This window comes from Erwinia sp. AC075, assembly GCF_979253995.1.
Window position 1 is genome coordinate 3,335,435 of the sequence record NZ_CEEDEU010000001.1, and the last position, 19,657, is coordinate 3,355,091.

A 19,657-nucleotide genomic window follows, 5' to 3' on the forward strand; every position below is an offset into this window, starting at 1 on the left:
GCAGTATTTTTTTTATCGGGCACATAACGCGGTTACCGAATCAATGTTACCGGTAACAATGCCATGGAGTTTAACAGGTCTTTTAGCAAAGATTTAGCGCAGGGAAACAAAATGGCACAAATTCATTAACAAGATTTGCATCTGGATATACAAAACCTGACATAAACCCTTAGGATGGAGGATCTGAGTACCGTAAGAACGAGGATTAAAAAGCAATGAGTGAAGTCTGTTCACCAGGGACGATGCCGTCTGAACCTGCATTCAATAACAATAAGCTTTCCGAACGTATCGATGCACTGCCGGCCTCAGCCGGGCTATGGCGCTTTATCGCCCTGCTCTCACTGGGTGGGTTTTTCGAGCTGTACGACCTGTTTCAGACCGGCTATATCAGCGCCGGTCTGGTGGCAGAAAATATCTTCCATGTTGGCAGCCAGGGCGTGTTTGGCATCTCCGATCAGGCCGCTTTTGCCTCTTCCACCTTCCTGGGGTTATTCCTCGGTGCCAGCCTGCTGGCTCCCTATGCCGACCGCTTTGGCCGTCGCATCACCTTTATGTGCGCGCTGGCCTGGTACGGCTGTTTTTCGCTGATCATGGCCTTCCAGAATCACGCCGAAGGGATCATTTTCTTCCGTTTCCTGGTCGGCGTCGGGCTGGGCATCGAACTGGTGACCATCGATACCTATCTGACCGAATCGGTGCCGAGCTACCTGCGCAGCAAGGCGTTTGCCTTTGCCTTCTTTGTGCAGTTTCTGTCGGTGCCGGCGGTTGCGCTGATGTCGTGGTGGCTGGTGCCGCAGACGATTCTCGGCCTGACCGGCTGGCGCTGGGTGGTGATTGCCGGGGCGTTATGCTCGCTGGTGATCTGGTTTATCCGAAAAAATCTGCCGGAATCGCCGCGCTGGCTGGCGCAGCAGGGCCGCCACCTGGAGGCGCATAAAGGCGTGACGGCGATGGAGATCCGCTGTGGTAAAGCCAGCACCGAACCGGCGGCAGAGACGATCGAAACCGGCGGCATCATTGAAAAGAAAGGTCGCTTCCGCGATATCTGGCGTCCTGAATACCGCCAGCGCACGCTGATGCTGGTGGTGATGAATATCTTCCAGGCGATCGGTTTCTTCGGCTTCGGCAACTGGCTGCCCGCGTTGCTGTCCGGCAAAGGCGCGAGCATCACCCACAGCCTGCTGTATGCCTTTTTCATTACCCTCGCCTATCCGCTGGGCTCGCTGATTTGCAGCCGCTATGCCGACAAGATTGAGAACAAATGGCAGATCGTGCTCGCCTCGTTGATGACGGTGGTCTTCGGCACGCTGTTTGCGCTGCAAACCAGTCCGATTTTGCTGATTGTCTGCGGCTTCTGCATCACCTACTCCAACGCCTGGCTAACCTACAGCTATCACGCCTATCAGACCGAGGTGTTCCCGACCTTTATTCGCGCGCGTGCCGTCGGGTTCTGCTACTCGTTCAGCCGTCTATCCACGGTGTTCAGCAGCATTATCATTGGCATGATTTTGCAGGTGGCCGGTGCGCAGGGCGTGATTGCCTTTATCGTGGTGAGTATGGTGATTGTGATGCTGGTGATTGGGATTTTCGGACCGAAGACGCGCGGTCTGGACCCGGAGCGGATCTAAAACCCCGCCCGGTATTGCCTGCATGCGCAGGCAATACCGGCGGCAGGCTTACTTTTCTGCCGGGAACCTGGGTTCGGGATGCCGGTCTGGCAGTGTGTTAACCGACATGACTGCATCCGGCGGTGCTTCCGGCAATCTGATACGGATCTCCGATGCCGTTTCAGCAAATCTTTCCGGCGGATTAAACACCTTGAGTCGGGTTTCTGGCGGCTGCGGTCGCCCGAAGAAATAGCCCTGGAACAGCGTACAGCCTTCACTTTTCAGCTGTTCAAACTGCTCATTGCTCTCCACCCCTTCTGCGGTAATTTGGATATCCAGGCTACGGCTCATGCCGGTAATGGCGCGAATAATCGCCAGCGCTTCCCGGCTGTCCTTCATATCGTTGATAAATGACTTATCAATTTTGATTTTGTCGAACGGGAAGGATCGCAGATAGCTGAGCGACGAATAGCCGGTGCCGAAATCATCCAGCGCAATGCGCACGCCCAGCGCCTTCAGCTTCTGCAAGGTGCGGATATTGACCAGCGTGTTGTCGAGCAGCACCGACTCGGTAATCTCCACTTCCAGCCTGCCCGGCTCCAGCCCGGACTCTTTCAGCGCCGCTTCCACCACCGACACCAGCGAGCTGTTTTTAAATTGCAGCGGCGACAGGTTAACCGCCACGCTCTGGTGCGCCGGCCAGTTGGCGGCCTCGCGGCAGGCTTCATACAGGGCATAAGCGCCCAGGCTGTGGATTAACCCGGTTTCTTCGGCAATCGGGATAAAGTCCATCGGCATGATCAGCCCTTTTTCCGGGTGATGCCACCGCATCAGTGCTTCGTAGCCGATGATTTCGCGACCGTGATTGTTGGTAATCGGCTGATAGTAGAGCCGCAGATGCTTATGGGTAATCGCATCGCGCAGATCGTTCTCAATCATCCGACGCAGATTGGCGGCTTCGCCCATTTGCACCGAGAAGTGTTCGAAGCGGTTACGGCCGTTGCGCTTGGCTTCATACAGCGCCATATCGGCACAGCGCAGCAGCTGCTCCGGCGTCGCCAGCTCGCGACCGCCAATCGCGATGCCGATACTCAGCCCGACCGAGAGGTTATGGCCATCGACGTTAAACGGCAGTTTGGTCACTTCAATCAGCCGGTGAGCAATCGCGTCGGCTTCCTGCTGATGGGTCAGGCCGGGCAGCACAATCGAGAATTCGTCGCCGCCGTTCCGCGCCAGCGTATCGACATCGCGCAGCACCCCGCGCAACCGGCTGGCTACCGCGCGCAGCAGATCGTCGCCGACCTGATGGCCAAGCGCATCGTTGACGTTTTTAAAGTTATCGAGATCCAGACCCAGCGTGGCGGTCAGTTTCCCGGCCTCGTGATCGGCACGCAGCGCCTCATTCAGCCGCTGGCTGAACAGCACGCGGTTCGGCAGGCTGGTGAGGTTATCGTGATGCGCCATATGGTGAATACGCGCATCCGCCGCACGCTGATCGGTGACGTCATCGGCAATCAGCAGCACGTAGTTAGTGCGCGCATCGTTGCCGCGTATAATCGACGCCGTGGCGGAGATAATCCGCTCGCCGCCACGGGTATTTAACAGCTGCTCGTTTTTATGCAGCCCTTCGAAGCGTTGCGCGGCGGTGGAAAGCTGGGTGAAATAGTCGCCCATCTCTGAGGTCAGGCAGGCTGCCAGCTTTTTGCCGCTCATCTGTTGCTGAGTCAGCCCCAGCAGCTGTTCGGCCTTGTTATTCATCAGCAGGATTTCGCGCGAAACCACATCTTCCACAATCACCGAAGAGGGAATATTGGCGATGATGGTGTCGAGGAATTTTGACAGCGACGCCGTCCTGGCGCTGTTCTGCTCGGCCAGATCCTTCGCCCGTAAAATCTGCTGCTCATATTCCCGCACTTCGGTGCAGTCGCGGGTGATTTTGGCGTAGCCAATCAGCTGACCACTGTCGTTATGGATGGCGTCGATCACCACATGGGCCCAGAACGCGCTGCCATCTTTGCGGTAGCGCCAGCCCTCGTCGTCAAAGCGACCGCTGGTTTCAGCCAGTTTCAGATTGGTTTCAGGCAGGCGCGCCAGGCGATCCTGCGCGCTGTAGAAACAGGAGAAGTGCTTTCCGACAATTTCGTCGGCGCTGTAGCCTTTGGCCCGCCGCGCACCGGCGTTCCAGTTCACCACCAGGCCATTCGGATCCAGCATGTAGATGGCGTAATCGGTGACGCCTTCCACCAGCAGGCGGAACACCTGCTCCCTTTCACGCTGCTCGACCAGCAGACGCTGTTGTTCGGTACAGTCGCGGGTGATTTTGGCGTAGCCGATCAGCTTGCCGTCGTCGTCGTGGACCGCATCAATCACCACGTGGGCAAAGAAAGCGCTGCCGTCTTTGCGATAGCGATAGCCCTGTTCTTCAAAACGTCCGGTGCGGTGTGCGGTCCGCAGGTTGGCTTCCGGCACCTTCGCCAGCCGATCCTGGGTGCTGTAGAATACCGAGAAGTGTTTGCCGACGATCTCATCGGCGGTATAGCCTTTCGACCGGGTGGCACCGGCGTTCCAGTTCACCACGTTGCCTTCGGCATCCAGCATGTAGATGGCGTAATCTTTGACGCCATCCACCAGCAGGCGAAATTTTTCTTCATGCGCGCGCTGCCCGGCCTGAGCGGCCTTTTGTTCGGTGCAGTCGCGGGTAATTTTGGCAAAGCCAATCAGCGTGCCGTCTTCCGCGCGCACGGCATCAATAATCACATGCGCCCAGAAGGCGCTGCCGTCTTTGCGGTAGCGCCAGCCTTCCACTTCATAGCGCCCGGTGCGGCTGGCGGTTTCCAGCCCATGCTGCGGCAGGCCTTTAGCGCGGTCCTGTTCGCTGTAAAACAGCGAGAAGTTTTTCCCGACAATTTCTTCCGGCAGATAGCCTTTGGCGCGCTGTGCGCCGGCATTCCAGTTGGCGACGGTGCCATCCGGCTTGAGCATATAAATTGCGTAATCCACTACGCTCTGTACCAATAAGCGGTACATCACATCGCTATTTTCTGTCATGGTCTTTTCGCCTGGTTGCTGAAGGTCTGGACGGGTATTTGCCTGTTCAGACCCCTGGCTTTCAAGTGCGTCAGGGCTTGACGCCAATGGGCTCAACACTGCCTTTTATCAGCAGGCTGCCTGTTTTTTTCTAAGAATATTCTTAATAGCTATAAACTGAAAAGCGCTGTCAATTCAAGCGATTTCAGATGAATGTCAGAGGTTCTTTTCTGTATATCGGCATTGTTTAAAAAACATTCAGCGTTTATTTAGGGCTGACACTTTCGGAAACAACCGCGATAAGATTGTTCACAGCAAAAAGCGTTATAAAAAAAGAGCACATTATTTGGAGTCATTATGTTCAAATCATTTTTTCCCCGACCGGGGCTGTTTTTTGGAAGTGTCGTGCTCTGGAGTGCCCTGGCCATTCTGTTGTGGTTTGCGGGTGCCAGTACCTGGATGACTCACTTTTCGGCCTTTGCTGGCAACGCGCAGGAACCGCTACCGAATAACGCACTGCGCTTTATCGCACCCAGTGCGCTGGCTTTTTATCTCTACTATCTGCTGGTGGTAGCGATATTTTATGCCTTCTGGGCCATCGTCAGTCCGCATCCGTGGCAGAGATGGTCGATTCTGGGTTCGGCGCTGATTATCTTCGCCACCTGGTTTTCGGTGCAGGTCAGCGTAGCGGTGAATGCCTGGTACGAGCCTTTCTATGATTTAATTCAAAAGGCGATGTCGCACCCTAATACCATCAAGATCGAAGCATTTTACCTGCAGCTTCAGGGATTTTTGAGTATTGCGATGATTGCGGTGGTAGTCGGCGTGCTGAATATGTTCTTTGTCAGCCACTACATATTCCGCTGGCGCACGGCGATGAACAATTACTATATGGATCATTGGCCGGAACTGCGGGGCATTGAAGGTGCGGCTCAGCGTGTGCAGGAAGACACCATGCGTTTCTCTTCGACGCTGGAAGATATGGGCACCAGCTTTATCAATTCGATCATGCTGCTGATTGCCTTTTTACCGGTGCTGGTCGCGCTGTCGGTCCACGTCAAAACCATTCCGATTTTGGGCAGCATTCCCTATTCGCTGGTGATTGCCGCGCTGCTGTGGTCCTTGCTGGGAACCGGCCTGCTGGCGGTTATCGGGATTAAGCTGCCGGGTCTGGAGTTCAGGAATCAGCGGGTTGAAGCCGCGTACCGTAAAGAGCTGGTCTACGGCGAAGACGATCCGCACCGCGCCCGTCCACCGACCGTGCGCGAGCTGTTCTCCAACGTGCGCCGCAACTATTTCCGCCTGTACTTCCACTATCTGTACTTCAACATTGCGCGCATTCTGTATCTGCAGCTTGATGCGGTATTCAGTCTGTTTGTGCTGTTCCCGTCGATCATCACCGGCGCCATCACCCTCGGGTTGCTGACGCAGATCACCAACGTTTTCGATCAGGTTCGCGGCTCCTTCCAGTATCTGATTAACTCGTGGACCACGCTGGTGGAGCTGTTGTCGATCTACAAACGTCTGCGCAGCTTCGAGCGCACACTGGATAATCTGCCCGACCCACAGGACGTCACCGTCGAGTAATCCCGCAACAGCAGAACCTGCGGGCAGAAAGCCCTTGTAAAAAAAGCCCGATATATCGGGCTTTTTTATGCGTGGTTCAATGACTCAGCGGCACCTTTTCCCCTCCAATCATCGCCAGGCCGCTATCGGTGCATTGCGACTGGGGCTGGCGGCATACCACCGAGTCAGCCCTTGACCTGTGCATCCCCAAATCCCACCAACAACTCAGAAGCTTAAGGGTGGCGGCAGAGTGCGCGTTAGCCGAGTGTCTGCCGCAGGGATGCGGCAGCCAAGCCCCCAGGGATGGGTTCACGGCGTCTCGGATCACGCGCACTCTGCCGACGCCGAGACACCCAAGCCGGTTTTGACCTGTGCGACCCTGATACTACCCGAGCCGCCCTTGACCTACCCCTAGACCCCTTAAGCCTTACCGCCCTTAGCCAACTCAGCAAACACCTGCTCCACGGCATAAGCGCCTGGGTCTTTCACCCCGTTCAGACTGTCCTTATTCAGATACGATGAACGCCCGGCTTTGGCTGAACTCATCTTCGCGGTGCTGTCCGCCCCTTTCTTCGCCGCGGTCGCCACCTTCTTCAAATCCTTACCGGCGACCAAGGCTTCAAAGGCCGGATGCAACGCATCGATCATCGTGCGATGACCCGGCTGCGCGCCACCGTAATGCTGCATTCTGTCCAGCCCCCAACTCAACGCCTTCGCCAACGGCTCGCCCTCTTCCAGCTTCTGCCCCGCCGCGGTAAACATAATCGACATCAATACCCCGCTGGAACCGCCCATCACCACCGCTAACTGCTCACCGACATAGGTCAGCAGACTGGACAGATCGTCTAATGGCAATGCCTTCGCCTTTAAGTCCTTCAACACCTTGCCCGCGCCGGCCGCAAAGGTTGAACCGGTGTCACCGTCACCGACCTTCGCATCCAGCTGATTCAACTCACTCTCTAATCCCACCAATGTGCTGCAAATAGACTTCACCACCGCGGCAACCCTGGCATTCTCCGATGGCTTCACCTTCTGCTGGGAGGCCACTTTCTTACCTTTGATCACCTTCGGTGCCTTCACCTTCACCGCCGACTGCCAACCGCTGGCCTCGACCGGCGCCAGCAATGCTTCCTCTAACGAGGGCGTCAATACCAGCGTCGAAAGCGAAAAGCCCTTCATGTCCAACGCACTCACCAGGGTTGCCGGACCCACCAACTGCTTAACGGTTTTACCTAAATCCGTTTTCAACACCTCGCGGGTTAGCACCGCCATCTCCAGCGCCGAAAAACCGCCCAGATTGTTCACTAACAACGCCACCTTCTTGCCATCCGGATTGTGCTTCGCCAGCTTCTCCACCAACACGCTGACGATCTCCTCGCTGTTCTGCGTCTTCAGCGTCGATGCACCCGGTTCGCCATGAATGCCCATGCCCAACTCGCTCTGCCCTTCCTTCACCCGATCGTCGCGCGTCTCACCAGGCACATGACAGGTGGAAAATGCCAAACCAATACTCGCGGTGGCCGCAATCGCTTTATTCGCCAACGCCGTCACGTCTTTTAAGGATTTGCCCTGCTCTGCCGCATAACCGGCCACCTTATGCACCAACGCCGTTCCCGCAATGCCGCGCGGCTGCGGGTTATCCGGCAAGGCGATATCATCGGTCACCATCACCAAATCGACCTTGAAGCCCAGCTTCTTCGCCTTCTCCGCCGCCAGACCAAAATTGAGCCGATCGCCGGTGTAGTTTTTGACGATTAGCAAACAGCCTTTCTTACCGGTTACGTTAACAATGGCGCTTAATACCGCGTCAACGCTGGGTGAGGCAAAAATATCGCCGCAAACGGCTGCGGTCAGCATCCCTTTGCCGACAAAACCAACGTGAGCCGGCTCATGACCGGAACCACCGCCGGAAATCAACGCCACGCGCGACTTATCCCAGTCATTGCGCACCACCACCCGGATATCCGGCCCCACGTCCAGCTGACTGATATTGTGATAACCACTGCTAATCAGGGCACCTTCGATGGCTTCATTGACCAGGCCGCTCTTCTGATTCATAAAAAACTGACTCATGACGCTTCTCTCTCTGATGATGTGAATGATGAAGGGGAAAACGAGCTAAGTGTCTAACTGTAGCTGAATTATTTTTCGTGATTGGGCAAAAAGAGTCAGTAACGCGATGCAGTAATAGAAGCGCATTTCCAGAAAATCTGGCGGCAATACTAAAATAGCGATTACTGACTCCGCTAATTATTCATCCTTAATATAAAGGCCACAGCAGAATAATGTCCTGCTGACGTTTTAAAAAACCTGATACATGCCGTTACAATCAGTGAATTTTTTTCAACGTTAATTACAACCGATTGATATAGATCAGTTTTATGATTAATCATTATCCGGACGACATGTTCCACATTCTGAAAAAGGTCAGGAGAGTGTTGTTTTTGTCACATTTCACCGTAAAGCTTGCTGCAATTTTCCGAGAAATGGCTTAAAAATATGGCGGATTTCCAGGAACAGCTTGTGGCAAAGATTGTTTTCCTATAAAAAATAAGCCAGCGGATTTTTATACAACCAACAATTAATACCGCTGACAGCAAATCTCTTTGGTTCAACACGCCAATTCCAGGGCGTTCAGAAGGCAGACCGCAAGGTCTGCTTTTTTTTCATTTGTCACTTTTGCCACACTGATTGTCAGCTTTCCGCCAGTCTCTGCCGCGACCTGCGCTCATGATGGTTCTCCCTTTTCAGGAGACTCATCATGCTGTTATCCCCCGCAGAAAAATACCCCACGTCCCCGGTGCTGGCACTCCCCGACCGTCAGTGGCCGGGCAGGACCTTAACCCAGGCACCACGCTGGTTATCCACCGATCTCCGCGACGGCAATCAGGCGCTGGCCGAGCCGATGGACAGCCAGCGCAAAATGCTGTTCTGGAACCTGCTGCTGCAGTGCGGTTTCACCGAAATTGAAGTGGCGTTTCCGTCGGCGTCACAGACGGACTTTGCCTTTGTCCGTGAGCTGATCGAAGGGGATCATATCCCCGAAAACGTCACCATTCAGGTGCTGACCCAGGCCCGCAGTGACTTAATCGACCGCACTTTTGCCGCCCTTGAAGGCGCACACCGCGCCACTTTGCATCTATATAACGCCACCGCACCGGTGTTCCGTAAGCTGGTGTTCCGCCAAAGCCGGGAAGAGATCGTCGCGCTGGCAGTCAACGCCACCCGACAAATTCGCCAGCGCTGCGAAGAGAACCCGGCCACCCGGTGGACGTTTGAATACTCGCCGGAAACCTTCTGTTTTACCGAAAGTGACTTTGCGCTGGAGATTTGTGAAGCCGTCGCCGCCGTCTGGCAACCCTGTGCTGAACGCCCGATGATCGTCAACTTACCGGCCACGGTGGAAGTGAACACCCCGAACGTTTATGCCGATCAGATTGAGCACTTCTGCCGCCATTTTTCGGCGCGATCGCAGGTGTGTATCAGCGTGCACCCGCATAACGACCGTGGCACCGGTATAGCCTGTGCCGAACTGGCGATGCTGGCCGGGGCCGACCGGGTTGAAGGCTGCCTGTTTGGCAACGGCGAGCGCACCGGCAATGTCGATCTGGTGACGCTGGCGCTGAACCTTTATACCCAGGGCATCCCGCCGGGTCTCGATTTCAGCCAGATTAAACAGGTGGTGGAAACCGTCGAGCAGTGCAACCAGCTGCCGGTGCATCCCCGCCATCCGTATGCCGGTGAACTGGTGTTTACCGCCTTTTCCGGATCGCATCAGGATGCGATTAAAAAAGGCTTCAGCGCCCGCCGGCAGACGCCGGACGCGCAGTGGGAAGTGCCGTATCTGCCCATCGATCCGGCGGATATCGGCTGCAGCTATGAAGCGGTGATCCGCGTCAACAGCCAGTCGGGGAAAAGCGGTGCCGCCTGGATGATCGAGCAAAACCACGGGCTGTCCCTGCCTCGCGCGCTGCAACAGCATTTCAGCCATCACGTGCAGCAGCAGGCCGACAGCGAAGGCGGGGAAATGACCCAGGCCGCCATCTGGCAACTGTTCTGCCGCCTGTATGGCTTAACCTCGCCCGCGCTGCAACTGCATGATTACCGCAGCCAGAGCGAAGGCGGCGAATTGCTGTTAAAGGGCGAACTGTGGCAGGGCGAAAAACGCCAGAAACTGGACGGTCGGGGAAAGGGCCTGCTGTCGGCGGCCGTGGCGGCACTGAGCAAGACCTATAACGTCACGCTGTCGATCCAGGATTACCACGAGCATACGCTGGGGCAACACAGTGACAGCCGCTCGGTGACCTATCTGCGCTGCATCCTGCCGGACGGCCAGAGCAGTTGGGGCGTCGGCATCGATGGCGACGTGGCCAGAGCTTCTCTGCAGGCGCTGCTCAACGCCTTCGCTCACCGGACGTCTTTGGCCGGGAAATAGTCGCTGGGCGCCACGCCCATAATCCGCCGGAACATGGCGCTGAAGGCACTGTGGCTTTCGTAACCCATATCCAGCGCCACGCGCAGCACCGACTCACCCGCCGCCAGCCGCGTCAGGGCTTCCATCAGCCTGGCGCGGCGCACCCAGTCACTGAACTGCAGGCCGGTTTCCTGATAAAAACGTCGGGCCAGCGTCCTGCTGCTGACGCTCAGCTGGCTGGCGCTATTCTCCAGCGTCCAGCGTTCGGCGGGCTGCGTGCGAATACGTTGGCACAGGGCCACCAGCGGCGGCGTTTGTGGCTCCGGCAGGCAAAACGGCAACGCTGCCATCACCCGGATTTCATCCAGCATCAGCTCGTAAATCCGCTCGGTGCGGGTGTTGGCCGAATAAGACGGCGGCAGCGACAGCGAGCTGACGATTAACTCTCTCAGCAACGGCGAAACCTGCACCACCTGGCAGCTGACCGGCAAATCCGCGCGGGCGAGCGGGTCGATAAACAGCGTCCTCGCCGCCACCTGGCCGGTGATCTGCAACGCATGCCGCACGCCAGCGGGCATCCAGACGCCGCGCCCCGGCGGCACAATCCAGTGTCCGGCGGCGGTTTCGACCCTGACCACGCCGGTCAGGCTGTGGATCAGCTGCGCGCAGTCGTGGTGATGCATCTGTTCGCGGTCGCCATGCTGATAATCATGGGCAAAAGGGATCAGTGGACGGGTGGAAAATTCGGGGATAAAGGTGGTCGACATGACGGTTACCGGCGGCAGGTTGTGACAGAAACGTATCACGCCACCGGTGAGAAATGCGAGCCGGTTGCAGTGCAATATTATGCGGCAACCGGACTGGCCAATGCGAGCCGGTTGCAGTGCAATATGATGCGGCAACCGGACTGGCCAATGCGAGCCGGTTGCCGCGCATTCGCGTGCCGCAACCGGGACCGGGGTTAGCGGAAGACGCTGATCGCTTCCACCAGCCGCGTAGCCTGACGCGTCATGCGGCCGGAGGCCTGAGCGCCCTCTTCCACCCGCGCGGCGTTTTGATGGGTGATGTTGTCCAGGTCTTCCACCGCCAGGCTGACTTCGCTGAGCGCAGTGGCCTGCTCGGAGGTCGCCGCGCTGATCTGCGCAATCAATGAGGTGACGTTCTGGACCTGACTGACGATGTTTTCCATGGTTTTACCGGCATCGTTGACGTGATCGCTACCCAACCGCACCTTGGTGGCGCTGTTTTCCACCAGATTCTTGATCTCACTGGCGGCGACCGCGCTGCGTTGCGCCAGGCTGCGAACTTCGCCAGCCACCACCGCAAAGCCTTTACCCTGCTCGCCGGCGCGTGCGGCTTCCACCGCGGCGTTCAGCGCCAGGATATTGGTCTGGAAAGCAATGCCGTCGATCACGCTGGTAATGCTGGCGATTTTCTTCGAACTCTCGTCGATTTCGGCCATCATCGTCACCATCTCGTTCATCGCCTTGCCGCCTTTGGTGGCCACATCGCTGGTGCTTTTCGACAGCGTATTCACCTGACGAGCGGTTTCGGTATTGCTCTGCACCGTCGCGGTCATTTCGTTCATGGTGGCGGCGGTTTGCTGCACGTTAGCGGCCGCTTGTTCGGTGCGGCGGCTCAGTTCGTTGTTGCCGTGGGCGATGGCATCGCTGGCACTCAGCACGTTAATCGCCTGGCCGCTGACGTCATCCACCAGCCAGCGGAACATCAGCCCCAGCTGACCCACCGCCCGCAGCGTCATGCCGACGTCATCAACCCGATCGGTTTCATCCACCTTGTGGCTGGCCCCGGTCGCCACCTTCAGCGCCTGCTGGCACATCCGCTCTATCGGGCGGGAAATCTGCTGCTCCAGCCAGGCCGACGCCAGCATTAACAGCACCGCCATGACGGCGGCAAAGATCGCCAGCGACCGGCCCGGCAAGCCCAGCAGCCAGACGCCCAGCAGCGCCAACGGCAGCAAAGCGATCATCGCGCTGCGGATGCGCCAGCGCAGAGACAGGGTTTTAAACAGCGTGGTCCAGCTCAGCAAGCCGGTTCGCACCAGCAGCCCTTTATGGAAGCGCCAGCCTTTACGTTTCCCTTCGCGGAACTCGCGGTAAAGCTTTTCGGTTTCACGCACTTCCTGCTTGCCGGGTTTGGTGCGAACCGACATAAATCCCTGCACCTTGCCGTCCCGGACCACCGGAATGGCGTTGGCACGCACCCAGTAATGATCGCCATTTTTACGGCGATTTTTCACCAGCCCGGTCCAGGGTTCGCCCTGCTTGAGGGTCGCCCACATATCGGCAAAGGCTTCAGGCGGCATATCCGGATGGCGCACCATATTGTGCGGCTGGCCGCTGATCTCTTCCGGCGAAAATCCGCTGGCCTCAATAAATGCATCGTTGGCATAGGTGATGTGGCTGCTGATGTCGGTGGTGGTCATCAGAGTGGCATTATCGTCAAACACATATTCCTGCTGTGTTACGGGCAAATTTGTACGCATGAATCAACATCCTTGAGGCTGTCGCCAGGATTGGGGTTAGGCAGAAGAGTTATCTTTTTTTATAGTTTCGGCGGGAAATCAGTGAACTTTAGCGACTTAACCTAACTTTTGCGATCCAGGCCAAAAAGCAGACAAAGCCCTTCCGCTGCGTGATTAGTGCACTTTGAACCGGTTCCAGGGCAGGCAATGCCCCTTGAATTGCTAAGCCATTATTATTAAGGCGGGTTTTAGTGTATTGCGGATGTATCTTCAGTGAGGGGGAATAACGGGCTGAGTTTCCCCAGCCCGCGATCTGTCAGAATGTCCAGCGGACGCCGGCGTTATAGCGCCAGCCTTTCGCTCCGTTGCCATCAATCTCTTTGCGGTAATCCGCTTCCGCATACAGCGAGACGTCATTTTTAAAGGTGGTGGTGCCGCCCACGCCTAACTCCCACATCTGACCAAACTGGCCGCCGGTGAAGGTGTGATCGAAGTTATCGTAGCCCTGCTGACCAAGGGTGGTTTTCGACTGGCCACCCCACCCTTTATAGACATTGCCGCGAACATACGGCGTGTACTGGCGTTCGCTGTCATCGGTCCAGGTTCTGTCCAGCCGCGCGCCAAGACGCCCGATGGTCTGGTTGTAGTCATTGTATTTCACCGTCAGGTTGTCCTTGTCGGTGAAGTTGTCTATGTCCAGATGCAGATACATCAGCTGCGCCTGCGGCTCCAGCCGCACGCCGTTGCCCAGCTCAAACGGATAGCCACTTTCCAGCGAGGCGGTCCAGCCCTGGCCTTTCAGCTTCGCCACCGTTTTCTGCCGGGCGATATCGGTTTCACCCCGATGCCAGTCGTACGACAGCACGCCATCCAGATAGAAGCCGTTATCGCGCTGCCAGGTGCCATACAGCGCCAGGCTGTCGCTGTCGAAGGTGGTGCTGCTGTAACCGTCCGCCGCATCCGGGCGCAGGCGGGTGTTGCCGCGCGTATAGGCAATACCGCCGTGCAGACTGTCTTTTTCACCATCAAACTTCAGCAGGTTGCCGCCCACCTGCACCGCGCTGTAATCCTCATCAAAATCGTAGCCAAAGGCCTTAAAGGATTGGTTGGTTTTGTAGGTCATGTTCGAGCCGATATAGCGCAGGAACATTTCGCCGCCGTAGCCTTCCGGCTGGCTTTGCTGATGGCGAAGTTCACCCAAACGTTTATGCAGGTCATCAATGATTGCGGTGGTGTAGTACGCCAGGCCCAGCGGCGCAGAGATATAGGCCGGCACCTGCGGCACCACGGCCGGACGGCCTGGCGCACAGGTATCAATGCCATCCTTGACGCAATTGTCAGCCGGCGGGTTGCTCAGGCCCGCGCCATCCGGCGTGGTCGCCACCGCCGCCACGTTGGCGCCGGGCTGGCAGGCAATGCCACCTTCGCAGACGTATTTGTTCGCCAGGCGGTAATCCCAGAACTGGTTGGTGTTGCCGTCGCCCACCCGCCGCTGGTTAGCGTCACTGCTGCCCGGCGCGAAGCTGTACAGCACGTAGCTCCAGGGCCCGGCGGCCAGATACCCGCCTTTTAAGGCAAAGCTGTCCGCGCGGGCACTGCCTGCCACCTGCGCCAGCGAGATCCCTTCATAGCCTTCCACGGTGCTGCTGTGGTTAAGATCGGTCAGATTACCGTTGCTGAGTACGCTGGGCGTGACATCCAGCAAGGTGGTGCCGCTGGCGTTGCCTTCCACACGCAGATTGTCGGTGAACTGATTGCTCAGCACGCCGCCCTCATTCAGATCGGTGTTCAGCTTTACCTGACCATTGTCAGAGGCCAGATTACCGTCGATCGACAGCGCATTACCCGGCGAACCGCTGCCGTTGGTCAGATCGATAATCCCGGCATTGTTCACCGTCAGCGAATTGTTGCTGCCGCCGGCAAGGGTGGGATTGACGCCGTTACCGGCATACAGGATCGAATCAGCCGCGATAGCGATCGTGCTGTGCGCCAGTTGCAGATCGTCGGTCAGCTCCCAGCGGCTGCCGGTGAAGTTGATGGTGCTCCAGCCGCTGCCCAGATTGACGCCTTTGCTCAGGTCGTCTGAGGCGAAGGAGCCGCCGCGTGCGTCGATGTTGTTAAAGGTCAGCGCGCCACCCGTTGCGCCACCGTTGGTGATATGCCGGGTCTGGCTGAGATCGACGCCATCGATCAGCGCCGAGTTATTCACGCCGCCACCGAGCGTCAGGCTGCCGTTCAGCGTACCGCCTGTCCAGCGCAGGCTGTCCGTGCCGCCGCCGGTGCTGACATCGCCGACCACATCCCCTTCCGTCAGCAGCACCACGTCATTGGCATCACTGCCCGCCACCGCCTGCCCCAGCGGCGATGTGGTGGTGATGGTACCGAGGTTTTCAAATACCGCCGTGCCGCCGCGCAGATCCACCACCGGTGCGGTGGTGCTGGCGGAGGTCAGGGTGCCGGTATTCAGCACCGAGCGGGCGGTTCCCGCCACCAGCGCCGAGCCGCCGTTGATGCTGGTGATATTCACGTTCGCCGCCGACTGTACGTTGCCAGTGGTGTTGGCGCGGATGCCGGTTCCGCCCGCGCCGCTGACGTTAAACTGATAGTCGTCGCCGAGGATCAGATCGTTGTCAGTGGCAGCGCCGTCGGCCTGGGTGAAGTTCAGACCGGTGCCGCTGCCGGAGACGTTGGTGGTCACCCGCGATCCGGCATCAAACGGCACCGCGGTGCGCAGGCCGCTGCCGTTGGCGACGTTCACCGTCAGGTTATTCAGCGTTACGTTGCCGGTTTCCACCCGGTTTTCAATGCCGTTTCCGCTGCCGTTAACGTTGAGCGTGGCGTCGCTGGCGGTTAACGCTGCGGCGCCGCTATCCAGCAGAATGCCGTGCGCCGTACCGTTGGTGGTGATCACCGTGTCGCTGCCGGTCAGGGCCAGGCTGGACCCGCTGCCGACCCGCACGCCAGCGATGCCATCAGCCACGTTGATTTCGCCGCCGCGCGCCAGCGTGGTGCCGCTGCCGCTGATATCCAGCCCGGTGCCCTGCGCGACGTTAACCACGCCCTGATTGGTGATATTGCTGCCGCTGCGGGTGCGGATGCCGATATTGTTGGCCCCGTTCAGAGTGACGTTACCCTGATTGACCAGCGTGCCGCCGTTGGCGACGTCATAGCCGATGGCATTCTGACCGCTGCCGGTGACGCTGGCCTGGCTGGTGACGGCGGTGGCGGCGGAAGTGCCGTTGAGGGCATTGCTGAGGTCAGTGCGCAGATTATTGACCCGTACGCCCACGCTGTTGGCGCCGTTGAGGGTGAGGGTGCTGCCGCTTGCCAGGGTGCCATTGGCGCCGCCTTCCACGCTGACCGCCGTGGCGCCGTCACCGTTGGCGATAAACTGACTGCTGCCGCTGTTAAACTGGCTGCCGCTGCCAGAGGCAATCACTCCGGTGCTGTCGGCCCCGCTGAGGGTGATGGCGGCCGGAGAGGTGAAGTTCAGCGCCGCCGCATCGTCGATACGGTACAGCGTTGAGCGATCGGTGCTGACGGTGTTGGTTGAGGTCGCGCTGTTGATCGCCGAGCCTGCGCCCGCCGCATGGTAGGCAATCTGGTCGGTATTGTTGAACACCGGGGTGGAGGCCGCATTCAGATTCACTCGCGCGCCGTTCAACGCTTCCGCACCGATGGCACCGAGGCCGTTCATGGCGATCGCGCCATTCAGGTTGGCGATGGCGTTGCTGCCCGTTGCGCTGACGCCACGGGTGCGGCTGGTGGTGCTGCCGCCGTTCACGTTGAGGGTGCCGGTGTTGTTTGCGGTGGTCGCCTGCGGCGTGCCGCCTACCACCCGGATGCCGGTCCCGCCGTTATTGACCGAGATATTGCCGCTGTTGCTGGCGGTGGCACCACTTTCCACCGAGATGCCGGTGGTGCCCGCCCCGGAAAAGTTAATGTCGCCGGTATTGGTCAGCTGCGCACGGTTGCGGGCAATCAGCCCGGTCAGGCCGCTCTGCGTTGAACCCAGCGCCGCGTTCGAGACCAGCGTAGTCGCGGTCTGGGCCTGGCCGCTGTTTTTGCCCGATAAATCATGCTTCTGCCCGTCCGCAATCGCGCCAACCGCGTTCGCGCCGCTGAGGTTAATATTGGTGGCGGCATCAATGGTGCCGGTGGCACCGCCTTCGACAATCACCCCGGTCGCGCCGGTGCCGGACACGTTGATATCGGCATTCTGGGTGCTGATTTGCGTGCCGCCGGTGCCGGTGCCCAGCACGCCGACCGAGTTGGCTCCGGAGGCGGTTAGCGCCAGGTTGGTGCCATCAAAATCGGCCCCTTGCTCCAGACGGAACAGGGTTGAGCCGGTGGTGGTGACGTCAAAGGCGTTGTTGCCCACCACATTGATTTTGGCATTGGGGCCGTAGGCAAAAAAGGCAATCTGATTGCTGCCCTGGCTGAAGCTCGGAATGGCGGCGCTGTCGACATTGACCGTGGCGTTGCCGCGTGCATGGACGCCAATCGCCCCGGTGCCGGTCAGGTTGATGGCGCCATCGACATTGGCCGTCGAGGTGCCGCTTCCCTGTCCTTCAACCCAGATGCCGAAGTTGCGGGTGCCGCTGGCGGGATCGGCGCCGCCCGCCACGTTGATGGTGCCGGTTGAATTGGCGGATGCCTGATTGCCGTTGGTGGCGACGACTTTCACCCCGGTGGAGTTAATGCCGTTGAGGTTAAGCGTGCCGGCGTTATTGATGTTGCCGCCGAGGCCGGCGTTGACGATCGACATGCCGATATTTTCACGCGGCACCGTCGAGGCCGCGCCGTTAATGCTGATGGTCCCGTTGTTGACCATGCGGGTGCTGTTGCCGCCGGTGGCAAGCATCCCGGCCGCATTCTGCACTTTGCTGCCAATCACAATGTTGCCGTCATTGGTGGCCGTGCCGCCCGCGCTGACCGAAATGCCGCTGGTGGTGCCGCTCTGGTTCATCGCCGTATCGGCCACGCTGTCTGAGGCGCTGTTTTGCGGGCCGCGTCCGATATAAATGGTGCCCTGCGCGTTATTGGTAAACTGCGACGTTGCGCCGACCGCCACGCCGCTGGTGGTGCCGCTGGCGCTGGAGCCGTTAACGCCAACGTTGATAATGCCGCTGTTATCGGCGGTGGCGCTGTCGGTGAGGTTTATGGCTGCGGTGTAACCGCCGGCAGGGTTGCCGGTAGTGGCAAAGTTAACGATGCCGCCCGGGTTGTTGCTGAAATTGCCGGTGCCGGCAACGTTCACCCCGTTTGAGTTATAGCCGGTCGAGCCGACGCCCGTGCCGTCAACCCGGTTGAAGAAGCCGCCGTTAATCACGCCATTGTTAGTGCCGGTGCTGCTGTTCAGGCTCAGCGCCGCGCTGTCCGATCCCAACGAGCCCTGGCTTGCCACCTTGCCATTATTGACCACGGTGGCACCGTTGCTGGCACGGATAGCGCCGCCGTTGGCCCCCGCCACTTCCAGCCGGGCGGTCGGTGCCACGGTGATGGTCGCACCCGCGCCCGTCGCATTCAGCACCACGCGGTCGCCAACCGCCTGCGCCACATCATCCAGCGGGTCGTCAGCGGTGATGGCGTAAGCGATATTCTGATTGGATTTGCTGAAGGCCTTATTGAATTCGGTCAGGTAACTGCTGGTGGCGAGATTACCGGCTTTCAACTCGGTAATCAGCCAGTCGTTGTAGCTTTTTAAGCTGGCCGCATTGGTGACGTTAAATGCCCGGCTGTTGCCATCCAGCGTGGTGACGCTGAACGCGCCGTTGTAAGTTGCCACGTTGGTAACCTGAAATTGCCGGGGCACGGTCGGATCGGCGGCGACGCCGGTGAAAGTAATGCGGTTCTGCGACGTCCAGTTGATTGACGCCGGATCGGCCGTGGAGGTGCTTTCGGCATTGAATAAGGTGGTCTGTTTGGCCGCCATGGTCCAGCTGTTGTTGGCCGAAGTGATGCTGGCACCCGCCTGACCAATATTGACCTCGAGCGCGCCAGCAGTGACGTCAGAGACCCGCGCGTCGATATATTGCCGGTCGCCAACGTTCACCACGTCCGGCACGCTGGTGGCGACGGTGACCGGAGCCTGATCGACCAGACTGCCGGGATTATACACCTGGAAAGTGGTGTTACCGCCGGTGGTGGGATCGGGAATGGTGATGCCAAAATTCTGCGGGCCGGGATCGAGGCGCGCGGCACCAATCAGCGCCGCCCCCGAGGTAATGCGCGAACTGTTGAGTAAGTCGCCGAGCACCGTCGGCTGCGTCCCGACCAGGCCCGGATCGAATTGCTGAATGCCGGTTAACGATTGCGAAGCGCCATCGGTAATATTCAGCGAACCAACTTTTCCGTCATTCGCCGTCGGATTATAACTATCCAGTACCGCCGCCCAGGCAACGGGCAGTGGAATAAATACCGCCTGCGCGGCTAATAAACCCATCATTACCGGATTCAGTTTTAACCTCATCGTTTTTCTCCACGCAAAACCCATCACGTGCCTGAAATAAAACAGACACCAGCGTGCTGACCCGGGGAGAAATACTGACAGCAGTA

8 protein-coding genes are annotated in these 19,657 nt (G+C 58.4%); 3 read left to right on the forward strand and 5 right to left on the reverse strand.

Annotation, left to right across the window (positions count from 1 at the left end):
* Window positions 1-215: 215 nt before the first annotated feature.
* On the forward strand, window positions 216-1,628 hold the full coding sequence (locus AC0IXH_RS15785) for an MFS transporter (RefSeq protein WP_013200411.1): 1,413 nt from the start codon (window positions 216-218) through the stop codon (window positions 1,626-1,628).
* A gap of 48 nt (window positions 1,629-1,676) precedes the next feature.
* Here AC0IXH_RS15785 and AC0IXH_RS15790 read toward each other — a convergent pair whose 3' ends face one another.
* Complete coding sequence (locus AC0IXH_RS15790; protein ID WP_471720698.1) at window positions 1,677-4,655, reverse strand: EAL domain-containing protein; 2,979 nt, start codon at window positions 4,653-4,655, stop codon at window positions 1,677-1,679.
* Between the two features lie 336 nt (window positions 4,656-4,991).
* Here AC0IXH_RS15790 and sbmA point away from each other — a divergent pair, with 336 nt between their 5' ends.
* Window positions 4,992-6,221, forward strand: coding sequence for a peptide antibiotic transporter SbmA (gene sbmA / locus AC0IXH_RS15795; RefSeq protein WP_134823260.1), 1,230 nt, complete (start codon window positions 4,992-4,994; stop codon window positions 6,219-6,221).
* A 399-nt stretch (window positions 6,222-6,620) separates the two neighbouring features.
* Here sbmA and AC0IXH_RS15800 read toward each other — a convergent pair whose 3' ends face one another.
* Window positions 6,621-8,273, reverse strand: coding sequence for a dihydroxyacetone kinase subunit DhaK (locus AC0IXH_RS15800; RefSeq protein ID WP_471720699.1), 1,653 nt, complete (start codon window positions 8,271-8,273; stop codon window positions 6,621-6,623).
* A 688-nt stretch (window positions 8,274-8,961) separates the two neighbouring features.
* Between AC0IXH_RS15800 and leuA the strand changes: the two genes are divergently transcribed.
* Window positions 8,962-10,635, forward strand: coding sequence for a 2-isopropylmalate synthase (gene leuA / locus AC0IXH_RS15805; protein ID WP_471720700.1), 1,674 nt, complete (start codon window positions 8,962-8,964; stop codon window positions 10,633-10,635).
* Here leuA and AC0IXH_RS15810 read toward each other — a convergent pair.
* The 3 genes from AC0IXH_RS15810 to AC0IXH_RS15820 all read right to left on the reverse strand — a co-directional run bounded on the left by AC0IXH_RS15810 (window position 10,608) and on the right by AC0IXH_RS15820 (window position 19,571).
* On the reverse strand, window positions 10,608-11,381 hold the full coding sequence (locus AC0IXH_RS15810; RefSeq protein ID WP_471720701.1) for an AraC family transcriptional regulator: 774 nt from the start codon (window positions 11,379-11,381) through the stop codon (window positions 10,608-10,610). The genes leuA and AC0IXH_RS15810 overlap by 28 nt on opposite strands.
* Window positions 11,382-11,575: 194 nt before the next feature.
* Window positions 11,576-13,120: a methyl-accepting chemotaxis protein gene (locus AC0IXH_RS15815; RefSeq protein WP_013200404.1), complete on the reverse strand. Its 1,545-nt coding sequence runs from the start codon at window positions 13,118-13,120 to the stop codon at window positions 11,576-11,578.
* A gap of 295 nt (window positions 13,121-13,415) precedes the next feature.
* Complete coding sequence (locus AC0IXH_RS15820) at window positions 13,416-19,571, reverse strand: autotransporter outer membrane beta-barrel domain-containing protein (RefSeq protein WP_471720702.1); 6,156 nt, start codon at window positions 19,569-19,571, stop codon at window positions 13,416-13,418.
* Between the last annotated feature and the right edge of the window lie 86 nt (window positions 19,572-19,657).